This is a genomic window from Mesorhizobium sp. CO1-1-11 (genome assembly GCF_020164995.1).
In the GTDB taxonomy this organism is placed as follows: Bacteria; Pseudomonadota; Alphaproteobacteria; order Rhizobiales; family Rhizobiaceae; genus Mesorhizobium; species Mesorhizobium australicum.
The window spans coordinates 150,270-161,880 of the sequence record NZ_JAIUHE010000007.1 but is presented as its reverse complement, the minus strand read 5'-3'; the positions used below and the strand labels follow the sequence as shown (position 1 = coordinate 161,880).

The following is an 11,611-nucleotide window of genomic DNA, read 5'->3' as shown; positions in this document are numbered from 1 at the left end:
ATTTGCCGTTTCTACACCTTCCATCACCGACTATACGTCGGCGATCGCATATCGTTGCCTGCTCACGCGGATTTGTAGTGCATCAGTAGGTGGCGCGGCCGCCCGAGACGTCGAACACAGCGGCCGTGGTGAACGAGCATTCCTCCGAGGCGATCCATGAGATCAGCGCCGCCACTTCCTCGACCTCGCCGAACCGCGCCATCGGTATCTTGGAGAGCATGAAATCGATGTGCTCCTGCTTCATCTGCTTGAAGATCGCGGTGCGCACGGCGGCTGGCGTCACGCAATTGACCGTCACCTTGGTTTTGGCGAGTTCCTTGCCGAGCGACTTGGTCAGGCCGATCACCGCCGCCTTCGAGGTGCTGTAGGCGGAAGCGTTGGGATTGCCTTCCTTGCCGGCGATCGAGGCAATGTTGACGATGCGGCCATAGTTGCGCTCGAGCATGTGTGGCACCAGCGCCTTGTTGCAGTAGAAGACGCCGTTGATGTTGATGTCGATGACTCCACGCCAGTCCTCGACCGAATAGGACCAGGTGGTCATGTTGGGGCCGGTGATGGCCGCACTGGTGACCAGTATGTCGACCGCGCCGAAGGCGTCGATCGTCGATCGTGCGGCGACCTCCACACTTGCCGCATCCGCAACGTCCAACGTCACTCCACGCAGGCCGGGAACAATGGCTTTCGCCTGCTCGATCTGTGCGGGATCGCGATCCCAGACGCAGACGCGCCCGCCTTCGTCGGCGATCCTCTGCGCGACCGCCAGTCCGATGCCCGAGGCACCCCCGGTGATGACCGCCGACCGGCCTGAGAAGCGCCCCGCGAAATTCATTGGCATGTGTTCCCCCTGGTCATGTTGGCTGAAGCCGCCCCGCGTGCTGGCCGGTCTTGGGACTGTGAGGTGACCGCCGACCGAGTTCAAGCCGGCATGCGGCCGGATCGTCTGGGCCAATCGGCCGGATTATGGCGCGGTTCATTCGAGTTGGTCGCGCAGCGCTTCCACCATACCCACCACGGCGAGGCCGATATAGGCATGCGCATGGACTAAGGAAACCTCAAGGGACGCGCCTCGTTCCTGATGGGCAGTCGGAGCACATGACCGATTGGCCCGTCCACGGCCGAGATCTCTCGGCGATCGCCGCGCTGTAAGACAAGGTGACCGGATTTGCCATTGAGCACGGGGTGCGATAGGTTATATTGCACTGCACAATGGAGGCGCCGTTTCTTGTACGACCCTGTTTGCGGATATGCCGGCTGGTTTGCGGCCTGCCGGTCCTGGGTCGTGTCGACGGGACCGTGAGATGAAAATTCCCAAATCCCTGCTCGTCGATCCCGAGAAGAATTCGGTCTATGGCAGCTTTGCCGTTGCCGTTTCGATCTGGGCGTTCTCCTATTCCGTCATTTTCGGCCAGGTGCTGATCCTGGCCTATTATGCCGTCTGGCTTCCGCTTATCCTGGTCGACTACCGGCGTTTCCTGCGGCAACTGTCCAGCGCCTGGCTGCCGCTGCTCTTTGCGGCCTATGTCTGCTTTTCCATATTCTGGTCGCAGGCGCCCGGCGTCACCGCCAGAACGGCGGTCCAGTACTTGTCCCATATCGCCTGCGCCTATGTCGCCGCACGCACCGTCAGCGTGCGCACCCTGACAATAGGCGCCCTGGTCGGCATATTCTTCGTCCTGCTCTATTCGCTGAAAGTCGGCGCCTATTCCGAGGACGTCCTCGACGGCACCTATAATTTCGTCGGCGCCTTCGCCTCCAAGAACCAGATCGGCTTCGTCGGCTCGCTCGGCATCTATTTCTCGGTCGTGTTCCTTGCTTTCCTTCGGCGTGGCCGGCTGAGTTTCATGCTGACCGTGCCGGTCGTGCTGTTGTCGGCCTATGTGCTGGTCGTCTCGCATTCCGCCACCTCGATGGCCTCGATACCGGCGGTTCTGGCGCTGGTGGCGCTTCTTGCGATGAGCAAGCTTTTGTCGCGACGCTACCGCCGGGTGATCTTCCTGGTCGGCGCCGGCATGATCGTCGTGGTGGCCATCGTCGCCCTCAATCTCGGGCTCATGGACTTCGTGCTTGGCATCTTCGGCAAGGATTCGACGCTCACCGGGCGGACCTATCTGTGGGAGCAGGGCTGGAACGCCGCGATGCGATCGCCGATCCTTGGCGTCGGCTATGCCGCCTATTGGGTGCAGGGCTTTGCCGAGGCGGAGCGGCTGTGGAACGAATTCTACATCAGCACCCGCACCGGCTTTCATTTCCACAACACCTATGTGGAAGCCCTTGTCGAACTCGGCTTCACCGGGGCGGTGCTGATATCGCTGATCATGCTGCGCACGCTCCTCGGCCACATCGCGGCGGTGGTCTTCAAGACATGGCAGGCCGAATCGGTGGTTCTGATCGGCGTGATGGTGCTGCTGCTCATCCGCTCCTTCGTCGAGGTCGAGATACTCAACCCCTACATCATGGGTTCATTCCTGATGTATTTCAGCTTCTTCAAGCTGGCGAGGCTGCCGGTCACCCGCACGCGATGGTCACCGGCTTTCGAGCCGGGGGATGCCAAGGCCGGACAGGCAGCCTGGCCTCACCGTCCCGCGGCAGCCGAGTAATGATGAGAGTCCGCTAGTCTAAAGCCATCGCGGGAAAACCGCGTAGCGGTTCCGTTCGGGATTGCGTCAACAGCCATTCTGATTTTCCGGTGCTGAAAATCTATCAGCAAAAACCTCCGCCAAGCAGGCTTGGCTGAGGCTCAAAGTCTTGCGCTATGGATAGAACGCGGCGAGCCCGCGATCTTCCGCGTTTCTACTGGCTGGCCAGCGGCGCCAGCTTGATCTTGATCACATCGCCAGGCAGCACCGGTGTGTCTTCCTTGGCGGCGATTTCGCTGGTCTTGCCGTCGACATTGCGCACCAGCGAATAGAGCAAGGTAGGTTGCTGGTCGTTGGTGATGGCGGCCGTCGTCGCCGGATCCGTGGCCTGGGCTATCAGGCCTTTTTGCATATTCACCTTCAGCGCGGCCTCGTTCAGGTCGGCTTCGGTCTGCTGGCGATCGGCGGCAAGGCTCGAACTCAAGGTGTTCTGGGCGTCGATGGCGTCCTGCGTCGCCTTGCTGATCGCCTGCTTGGCGGTCAGGATGGCTGTCTCGTAGTCCAGGATCTTGCCCTGCAGGTCGGTAACGGATTGCTGCGAATCCAGAAGCCTGGCATTGGCCACCAGTCCCTTCTGGGCCAGCGGACCGATGCTGGCCAGCTGTTGCTGGGCCAGGTCGACCTGCTTCTGCTGGTTGACGATCTTCTTCTGCAGCGATTCGATTTCGGCCTGCAGCACACCCTTGAGATCGTCGAGCGCCTCGAGCTTGAGCTTCAGCGCCTTCTGGTCGGCGGTAAGGATTGTCATCTCGTCGGCGACGATGGTCGGCAGCCGCGGATCGCCTTCGACCTCCTTGGGTGCCTCAAAACTCGTCTTGCCGGCCATGTCGGCGTCGATGCGGGCGCGCTTGACGATCAGCCGAACGCGCTGGTCGTCGGAGATATCGAAATTGCCCTTGGCGGTGACCAGGTCCTTGCCGAGCTGGGGACCGTAGTCGGCGTTGCGCCTGATGCCTCCGGCGACGCTGATCGCTTTCAGCACCGTAAGATCGGGCACAAAGGGAAATTGCCCGGGATTCTGCACCTCGCCCGAAATGTAGAAGGGCCGGAACTGTGCCATTTCGACCGAGGCTTCGGGCTTGTCCGACAAAGCGAGCTTGTGCTGCAGCGCCTCGCCGATCGCCGCGGCGACCTCCGCCGTGGTCTTGCCGGCCGCCGGCAACTCGCCGACGAAAGGCACCGACAGCGTGCCTGCCGGGCCGATCGTATATTGGCCATTGACCGACGACCAGTCGCGGAACGTGCTTTCGACGGTCTGCCATTCGGCGATGCGGATGGTGAGCTTGTCCTGGGAGCCCAGACGGTAATCGTCGGCGGCGGCCATCTGGGGAAAAGCAAGCGACATCGCAAGGCAGGTCGCCAGGAGCCGCGAGCGGCCGGAAAACGGGCCGCTGCCAAAGGCTTCGAAAATGTCTATCTTCAACTGAGCGTTCCGATCCGTTTTAGCCCCATCGCCCGATGAGCTTGCCGCCGGATGCCTTGATCCTGCCGGCCGATCAGTAAGAGCCGCGCGACATCCAGACGGCCGGCACTGTTCTGATGATGATGCGAACGTCCTCGAACAGCGACCAGTTCTCGACATAGTGGCGGTCGAACGCGACGCGGCTGTCATAGGAAACGTCGTTGCGGCCGCTGACCTGCCATAGGCCGGTCAGGCCGGGCCGGGACTTCAGATAATAGACAGCCGCGCTGCCATAGATTTCCAGTTCGTCCCGGACCACCGGGCGAGGCCCCACAAGGCTCATGTCGCCCTGGAGGATGTTGATGATCTGCGGCAATTCATCGAGGCTCAGCTTGCGCAGCACCGTTCCGACGCGGGTGACGCGTGGATCGTTCTTCAGCTTGCGGGTCGCTATCCATTCCGCATTGGCCTCTGGATTGGTCGCGAGATAGGCCGCCAGCACCTTGTCGCCGTCCGGAACCATGGTGCGGAACTTGAGGCAGGAGAAGAGCCGTCCGCCGCGCCCGATTCGGCGGTGACCGTAGAAAACCGATCCGCCATCGGAGAATTTGACGAGCAGCGCTATCATGATGAACAGCGGGCTGAGCGCGATCAGTCCAGCCAGCGAACCGACGATGTCGAAACTCCGCTTGATGAGGCCGCCGATCGGCGGCGGAAAGTCGGTGTCGGCCTGCGAAAACCCCGCCGTGGCCGACTTGGCAATATCCCTCATACGGAAACTCCATGCGTTGAACGAATGGTTTACCGCACGATACCAAAAAAATGCTGCAGCGCAACACACAATTTCCCACGCCGCTGAAATAGTCGCGTCATGAATTGACTAAATAATAAGCTCGCGCTGCACAAATTTCGAAATGTTTAGCACATTTGTGACAATAAATGGGCAAGCATAAAAAAATTCAGACGTTTTTGGGGCGCTTTGTGGGCGACGCGTTCCCATTGTCGGGATCCGGAGCATACGAGTCCTTAATGACGATGCTATATTCTGGACTATTCACCTAAAATACCATCTAATATTACGCGTTGTACTCCAGATTTACAATGGCTGCAGGTTGAGTGAAATGCGGCCGGGTGCGTTGCAGCATGGCAGAGTCGAACGCGTAAGCTCAATCAAAAATATGTGCGGTTGCCCTTGCCGCCTTCTGCTCGCCTTAATAGAATTGCAAATTATACCTGTCACGGTGGCGACAGGTTGAAAGGCCGGAAGCAACCGGTCGAGAGCGGGTGGTTTAACAAGCCCGCATCACAAGGGACGGCGCTCGGGTGGGGCTATCGTTGGATATACCCGAGCCGGTTTATGGGCTGTTGGGTATGTCGCTTCCAAAATTCATCGTTGGGATGCTGTTCGCGCTCGCGATCGTCGTCGCCTGGTCCTGGCTGGGTGGAGCTTCGCTTGGCACGACACTGCTGCGTGTCATCATCTGCGCGGTGGTCATCCAGGCCGGTTATTTCGCGGTCGTCTATGCCATGATCGCCAGGAGCGCGCCAACGCCGGCCGACAGGCTGCGCGAAGCCGAGAGAAAGCAAAACTCCACCGAAGTGCCCGAGGGCGAGAAGCTGGGCAGCGTCCGGCGGGGGCTGCATTAGATCCACGGGGACATCATCGTCCTCAGGCCACATCGGCGGGTTCGGTCTCCGACTGTTCTCCCGACAGCATCCGGGACAACCGGCTCCCCGGCTTCGCCTTCAACCGCTGATATTGCCCGACCTCCACCACACGACCATCCTCCATCGCCACCACCCAGTCGGCGAAGGCGATCATCGACGGCCGGTGCGCGATGGTCAGGATCGTCATTGCGCCGCGCAGGCCGTCGATCGACCGGGCGATAAGCGACTGGTTCTGCCAGTCGAGCGCGCTTGTCGCCTCGTCCAGGATGAGCAGTGACGGCTTGCGCAGCAACGCGCGTGCCAGCGCGATGCGCTGGCGCTCGCCACCCGAGAGGCGCACGCCGCGGTCGCCGACCACGGTATTCAGCCTCAGGTCCAGTCGGTCCACGAAGTCGCCGGCGTGAGCGGCGCGCAGTGCCTTCCACAAGTCGTCCTCGCTGGCCTGGGGCGCGGCAAGGCGCAGGTTCGCTGCGATCGTGTCATGCAGCAGGAACACGTCCTGCGGCACATAGGCCACCTGATCGCGCCAGCGGCGGCGATTGCCGGCATCGAGCTCGACGCCGTCGACGAGGATCTTGCCGGTGGTCGGCTCGAGCAGCCCGAGCAGCATGTCGGCGATCGTGCTCTTGCCTGACCCGGACGGGCCGATGAGCGCCGTGACCTTGCCGGCCGGAAGGCCGAAGGTGATGTCGCTCACCACTGCCTTGCCGGCGCCGTCGTCATAGACAAAGGAGACGTCGCGAATGTTCAGCCCCGTATCGAGGGTCAGCTTGCGGGCATCCGTGGATTCGACGTGGCCAGGCTCCCGTTCGGCGTCGAAACGCGCCTGCAGGTTGCGCATTGCCGTATAGGCGGGCAGGTTGATCAGCACCTGCTGGGCCTGCGTCTGCATGTCCATGAAGCGCGGCGCGATGCGCATGAAGACCAGGAGCAGCACGACGATCTCGGCCAGCGACAGGTGGAAGCGGACCAACGCCACATAGATGAAGACGCTCAAGCCTACGACGCTCGCCACCTGGAATACGGCGGTGCCGATCGAAGAGTTGCGGACATAGGCGATATTGTCGGCCTTCATCTTTTCGAGCGTGACCCGCAGCTGCGCGAAATAGCTGGCCTCGACGTTCAGGCTCTTGGCCACCTTGATGCCGCCGAGAAATTCCGAGACCGTGCGGTACTGGTCCTGGCGATTGGTCGTCAGGATCCGGCCGAAGGCGGTGGCTCGCGAGCGAAATGGCTGCAGCGCTATGAACATGACGATGCCGATGACGACGGCAAACGCCGTCATGACCGGCGAGATGAACATGGAAATCACCAGATAGCCCGCCAGCAGCACCGCGATCTGCACCAGCATCAGCAGGGCAAAAGCCGCCCCTTGGACACGGTCTATGTCGCCGGTCAGGGCATGGTCGAGATCGGAGCCGCGCATGCGCGTGAACACGCCCCAGCGCGCCTTGCCGATGCTCTCGAACAGGTTCATGCGCAAGCGGTTGATGAAATCGAAGAGCAGCCTTGCCATGTACACCGACTTGAAGCGGTTGAAGGCTGCCTGCACGGCAACAAGCCCGACCAGCGCGCAAAGCACCGTCGTCAGCTGCAGCGTTCCGCCGGGCACCAGCCAGCGCACAAACTCGATATTGGGCAGCCTTACCGCGAAATCCTGGTCGGCACGGCCGACCAGGTGCAGCAGCGGCACCAGCAGCAGGATGGAAACGCCTTCCGTCAGGCTGCCGAGGATCAGGAACAGCAGCGCCGTCCAGGTTCGTCGTCCACCGATCCGGGCAATGACCGCGCCGAATGCCGCGACATCGCGAAACAGCGACAGGCTGAAGACCGATGACCTAGGCATCGCCAGCCAATTCCTTTTCGATCAGCGCCACAGCCTCGCCGATCCTGTCGATGCCCGTCGGAACGTCCAGCCGGCACACGCCGACATGGTTAGCGATCGCTGAACAATGGCGAAGATGCATCGCCGCGAAATCGCCGGAGAGCGCCGCGCGGCCAAACCGCGTCACGTAGGAGAATTTGATGATGGCTGGCAAGGCGGCGATTTGAGGCAGGAGGGTGATCCCCGCCCCTTCGCCGCGCTCGAGGATGTAAATCCTGGCCGCCGGCACCTTGTTGCCGGAGAAGGCGCCGTGCAGGCGATGCTGCATCTTCTCGATTGCCGGATGCACTTGCGGTCGCACTTGCGCTTGCCCAAGCGAGATTGCCGCCGCGGCATCGGCGGCAAGCTTGATCTGCGGAAATCCCGGAACGATCATCGGTTCGTCCGGGTTGGTGAGATCGAGCGCCACGACGTCGTCGGTGAGCAGGTCGTGTCCGGCCCGGATCAGGGCGCTTGCCGTCGTCGACTTGCCGGCGCCCTTGTCGCCCATGAAGATGGCGCCCCTGCCGGCCACCGCGATGGCGCTGGCATGCAGCACCAGCAGGCCGCGCTGGTGCAGCAGCAGCGCCAGCACTGGCCCCAGCAACGGGAAGGCAAGCAAGGCGTCGTCGACGCCGGGCGCCGGCTGGACATCGATGCGGCGGGCGTCGCTGATCAGGAATGCGCCGACGGCCTCCCAGGCCAGATACTGCCGGCCAGGCTCGAAACGGAAGACGGTCGCTGCCTTCGCCGAAGGCTTGGGCATATCGATCGGGCCGATGACGATCTCGATGTCGGCCGTTGCCGGGTCCGCCGGCTCCAGTTCGGGCAGCCACACGTCGGACGCGATGAGCAGGCCGTAGGCGCGGTAGTAACTTCGTTCTCCCGCTGTCCTGTCGCGGTTGGGAAGACGGTCGAGATCGCCGGCGAACGGCTCATGGCGAGACATCATGCGGGGCTCCCGCCATGCTGGACCTGCCGCAGCCACAGCGACAGCGACGCCGAGCGCCAGACATACTGGACATCGAGCGGTGCCGCCTGGTCCGGCTGGCGCAGCAGCCGCGCATAGGCGGCGTTTACTTCCGGCAGGTTGACATAGGGTGCGATGCGACCCGCATCGCCGACCAGCAACTGCTCCAGCAGGTCGCGATGGTTGCGCACCATGCCGTTGACCAGATTGGCGGTGAAATCGATCTTGTCGCGCCGCCACTGTACCGCCGCCGGCAGGATGCCTTCCATGGCCCGGCGCAGCACGTAGCGGCCAAACCCATGACGGAGCTTCTCCTCGCCCGGCAGCCCCAGGCAGAATTCCACCAGCGGCTTGTCCCAGAAGGGATACCGCGGCTCGACGCCGAAATTGGCGGCGGCCTTGTCCAAAACTTCGAAAGAGTGCGGAACATAGCCGTTGGACAGGATCCAGCGGTGGCTGAGCGCGTCGCTGGCTTGGACGCCGGGCGGCATGTAGCCAGCCCGATGGAACCGGTCGATGAGCTCGGTTCGCCTGGCAAGGTCCGGATTGATCAGGTCGCGCCAGCTGCGGCCACGCTTCGATCGGGCAGGCCTGCGCATCCTGTTCAAGGCTCGGTTCCCCAGCTGTCTCAGCCTGGCGATGCGCCAGGCCGGCCCGTAAATGGTCAGGAACTGGAAATAGAGGCCGAGCGTGCTGTCGCCATAGGTGTTGGAGGCGCTGCGGACCTCGCGCCAAAGGTCCAGCCACCTGCCGCCATTGGCAAGCTCGTGCAGATGGCCATGTCCCTGTGAAACGACCTCGTCGCCGCCATGGCCGTCGAGCAGCACCTTGATGCCCTTGGCGCCGGCCGTTCGATAGATACCGCGGGTCAGCGTCAGGCCCGGCGCCAGGAACGTGCCTTCCTGTTCCTCCAGCACCCGTTCGAATTCAGCGAAGGGCGCATAATTGCCGACTGGGATGAACGTCGGATCGGCTTTCCGCTGATCGAGCACGGCATCGATGAATGGGCGCTCGTCCATCGAGGAACCCTTTTCGAACACGAGCGAGAAGGTCGGTAGCCTCGGCTTGCGCTCGGCCGCATTTTGCACTCCCGCCACGCAGGCAATCGAGGATGAATCGAGGCCGCCGCTCAGCATCGCGCCGATCGACGGACTTCCTCGCATGCGGTTGCGGACCGATTGCGCGAACAGATGGGCGAATTCCTCCGCGGCATCCGGCTGCGGCGCTCGCTGTGATGGTTCGATCTGCCAGTACCGGCGCAGCACCAGACGTTGCGCGGTGACGGTGAGGCTGTGACGCGCCGGCAGGGCGAAGATGTCGCTGTAGGGCGTGGACTGCGGGTCATCGGGCAGCCCGGCCAGGAATCCCGAAATCCGGTGCTCGCTGAGTCGAGCACCGACCCCGTCGAGGCCGAGCATTGGCCCGATCTCGGAGGCAAAGGCAAAGCGGCGTTCCGCTGCGTGGTAATAGAAAGGCTTGACCCCGAAATGGTCTCGCGCGCAAAACAAAAGCTGCCGCTCGGCATCCCAGATGGCAAAGGCGAAGTCGCCTTGCAGATGCACGGGGCACGTTTCACCCCAGCGCAGATAGGCCCGCATCAGCAACGCCGCATCGGCGACTGAGTTGTCCCTGATGCCGAGCCTTGCGAGCAGCTCGTCGCGGTTATCGAGCCGGCAATCGGCGGTGATGGCCAGCTTGCCGCCGGCCATGGTCAGCGGGCCGGGGCCGGCTTCGTCGGTGGTGTTGAGCCAGGCATGGCCAAGCGCGACGCCGCTGTCCTGCCACCACGAGGTTCCGTCGGGACCACGATGGCGCATGCGCGCCAGCATCTGCTGGATGTCGCTCGCCGCTTCAGCCGGCGCGGGGCCTTGTCGCAGCAGGATTCCGGCTACGCCGCTCATCGGCTGCCGTGGTCGATCAGGTGGGCGAAACCATCGACGGATCCGCCAAGCACGATGTGGTCATCGCTGACCAGCCAGGCATGCGCCTTCAATTGCTCGCCCGTGCCGCGCTCGATGCCGATGCGGATGTTCGACGCATTGCCCTGGCGCGCGAGGAGGTATTGGCCCGACAGCGCCTGGGTCAGGCAGGTGGCGCCCGGAACGAACCGTGCGGCGGCCGCAACCCCCCAGGCGACAAGCCGCAACTCGCCCATGCTGGCACACTGGTGCGCGTTGAGCCGCGTCACCATCCCGCGCACGCGGTTGTAGGAGAACAATGTCAGCCCGAGCCGGACGGTCGTGACCACCAGCAGACAGCGGCACAGGAAAAGCGCTTCCGAGCCACTCAACGACAAGATCCTGGCCAGGCTGCGCCTGCCAGGTCGCTGCTTCATCGGCCGGGGATTTCTCTGCGTCACAGGTCTTTGCCGCACAGCCATGGCCTTCTGCGACGCCTGCCTAGACGAGTGCCTCATGCTCAAGCCTCGCAAGCCCGTTTTCCGCCAGGCCTTTCAGCAATGCGTCGACGTCGGCCTTGCAGCGTTCGGCGTCGACATTGTAGCGAGCGAGGACGGCGCTGCGGATGTCCGCGATCGGCTTGGGTTCCTGGATCAATTCCCAGATGAAGGCGCCGACACCGTTGAGGCTGTAATAGATATTGGACTTCAGGTTGAGAAGCGCGAGGCCATCGCCGAATTCGCAAGCAACGGCGTCCTTGGTGGCCTTTACGCAATCGTGCTCGGATGGGTTCCAGTTCATCCTAAAACCTCGTTTGCAACACACGGTCTACGCGTCATCAGGTTCAATGGAAAGTCGGGGATTTTCATCCCCGGCTCCATTTCATTGTCTTCGATCCCGGAGGCCCAACGTCATTCCTCCAGAATCAGGCTGGTCTCAGGAGAACGTCAGGTCGCCAATCGGGGTGTGCGCGGGAAACGACGCGTCGATTGCCGTGCTGCCACCACCGCCTTGGGTAATGGTTTCGATTGAACCATGTACTGTCAGGTTTGGCGTTTCGTACTCATGCTTTTCAACATTCTGTTCCATTTTACTCTCCATAAGGACTGGAAACGGCCTGTCGATTGCCGTCAGCACTTTCATGCTGCATCGCAATAGCTGCACAGCAACATT

Annotated in this window: 11 protein-coding genes; 2 read left to right on the top strand and 9 right to left on the bottom strand. The window is 62.3% G+C overall.

Annotated features, from left to right (window positions below; translation table 11 throughout):
* Positions 1–82 precede the first annotated feature (82 nt).
* A complete protein-coding gene (locus LB554_RS10220) occupies positions 83–835 on the bottom strand; it encodes an SDR family NAD(P)-dependent oxidoreductase (RefSeq protein WP_224584344.1) in 753 nt (250 codons plus the stop codon).
* A 463-nt stretch (positions 836–1,298) separates the two neighbouring features.
* Here LB554_RS10220 and LB554_RS10215 point away from each other — a divergent pair, with 463 nt between their 5' ends.
* Positions 1,299–2,597, top strand: coding sequence for an O-antigen ligase family protein (locus LB554_RS10215; RefSeq protein ID WP_015314234.1), 1,299 nt, complete (start codon positions 1,299–1,301; stop codon positions 2,595–2,597).
* A gap of 193 nt (positions 2,598–2,790) precedes the next feature.
* On the opposite strand, the gene LB554_RS10210 is transcribed toward LB554_RS10215, so the two are convergent.
* Complete coding sequence (locus LB554_RS10210; RefSeq protein ID WP_181172928.1) at positions 2,791–4,047, bottom strand: polysaccharide biosynthesis/export family protein; 1,257 nt, start codon at positions 4,045–4,047, stop codon at positions 2,791–2,793.
* Positions 4,048–4,132: 85 nt separating this feature from the next.
* Positions 4,133–4,810 (bottom strand): sugar transferase, encoded by a 678-nt coding sequence (locus tag LB554_RS10205; RefSeq protein WP_015314232.1) that lies wholly within the window; start codon positions 4,808–4,810, stop codon positions 4,133–4,135.
* 599 nt (positions 4,811–5,409) lie between these two features.
* Between LB554_RS10205 and LB554_RS10200 the strand changes: the two genes are divergently transcribed.
* A complete protein-coding gene (locus LB554_RS10200; RefSeq protein WP_015314231.1) occupies positions 5,410–5,685 on the top strand; it encodes a hypothetical protein in 276 nt (91 codons plus the stop codon).
* A 22-nt stretch (positions 5,686–5,707) separates the two neighbouring features.
* Here LB554_RS10200 and LB554_RS10195 read toward each other — a convergent pair whose 3' ends face one another.
* The 6 genes from LB554_RS10195 to LB554_RS10170 all read right to left on the bottom strand — a co-directional run bounded on the left by LB554_RS10195 (position 5,708) and on the right by LB554_RS10170 (position 11,527).
* Positions 5,708–7,552, bottom strand: coding sequence for an ABC transporter ATP-binding protein (locus LB554_RS10195; RefSeq protein ID WP_224584342.1), 1,845 nt, complete (start codon positions 7,550–7,552; stop codon positions 5,708–5,710).
* A complete protein-coding gene (locus LB554_RS10190; protein WP_140614941.1) occupies positions 7,545–8,522 on the bottom strand; it encodes a serine kinase in 978 nt (325 codons plus the stop codon). The genes LB554_RS10195 and LB554_RS10190 overlap by 8 nt, the downstream gene beginning before the upstream one ends.
* Positions 8,519–10,441, bottom strand: a complete 1,923-nt coding sequence (locus LB554_RS10185; RefSeq protein ID WP_224584340.1) for a lasso peptide isopeptide bond-forming cyclase — start codon at positions 10,439–10,441, stop codon at positions 8,519–8,521. Before LB554_RS10185 ends, LB554_RS10190 begins: the two co-directional genes overlap by 4 nt.
* On the bottom strand, positions 10,438–10,830 hold the full coding sequence (locus tag LB554_RS10180; RefSeq protein ID WP_224584338.1) for a lasso peptide biosynthesis B2 protein: 393 nt from the start codon (positions 10,828–10,830) through the stop codon (positions 10,438–10,440). Before LB554_RS10180 ends, LB554_RS10185 begins: the two co-directional genes overlap by 4 nt.
* A gap of 109 nt (positions 10,831–10,939) precedes the next feature.
* Positions 10,940–11,239, bottom strand: coding sequence for a PqqD family protein (locus LB554_RS10175; protein ID WP_015314226.1), 300 nt, complete (start codon positions 11,237–11,239; stop codon positions 10,940–10,942).
* Between the two features lie 135 nt (positions 11,240–11,374).
* Complete coding sequence (locus LB554_RS10170) at positions 11,375–11,527, bottom strand: lasso peptide (RefSeq protein ID WP_015314225.1); 153 nt, start codon at positions 11,525–11,527, stop codon at positions 11,375–11,377.
* Between the last annotated feature and the right edge of the window lie 84 nt (positions 11,528–11,611).

What these genes read in the sequence shown, in the direction of transcription:
- LB554_RS10200 (WP_015314231.1), top strand. Translation starts at nt 5,410, where the DNA reads ATGTCGCTTCCAAAATTCATCGTTGGGATGCTGTTCGCGCTCGCGATC.
- LB554_RS10205 (WP_015314232.1), bottom strand. Translation starts at nt 4,810, where the DNA reads ATGAGGGATATTGCCAAGTCGGCCACGGCGGGGTTTTCGCAGGCCGAC.
- LB554_RS10215 (WP_015314234.1), top strand. Translation starts at nt 1,299, where the DNA reads ATGAAAATTCCCAAATCCCTGCTCGTCGATCCCGAGAAGAATTCGGTC.
- LB554_RS10195 (WP_224584342.1), bottom strand. Translation starts at nt 7,552, where the DNA reads ATGCCTAGGTCATCGGTCTTCAGCCTGTCGCTGTTTCGCGATGTCGCG.
- LB554_RS10220 (WP_224584344.1), bottom strand. Translation starts at nt 835, where the DNA reads ATGCCAATGAATTTCGCGGGGCGCTTCTCAGGCCGGTCGGCGGTCATC.
- LB554_RS10175 (WP_015314226.1), bottom strand. Translation starts at nt 11,239, where the DNA reads ATGAACTGGAACCCATCCGAGCACGATTGCGTAAAGGCCACCAAGGAC.
- LB554_RS10170 (WP_015314225.1), bottom strand. Translation starts at nt 11,527, where the DNA reads ATGGAACAGAATGTTGAAAAGCATGAGTACGAAACGCCAAACCTGACA.
- LB554_RS10185 (WP_224584340.1), bottom strand. Translation starts at nt 10,441, where the DNA reads ATGAGCGGCGTAGCCGGAATCCTGCTGCGACAAGGCCCCGCGCCGGCT.
- LB554_RS10190 (WP_140614941.1), bottom strand. Translation starts at nt 8,522, where the DNA reads ATGATGTCTCGCCATGAGCCGTTCGCCGGCGATCTCGACCGTCTTCCC.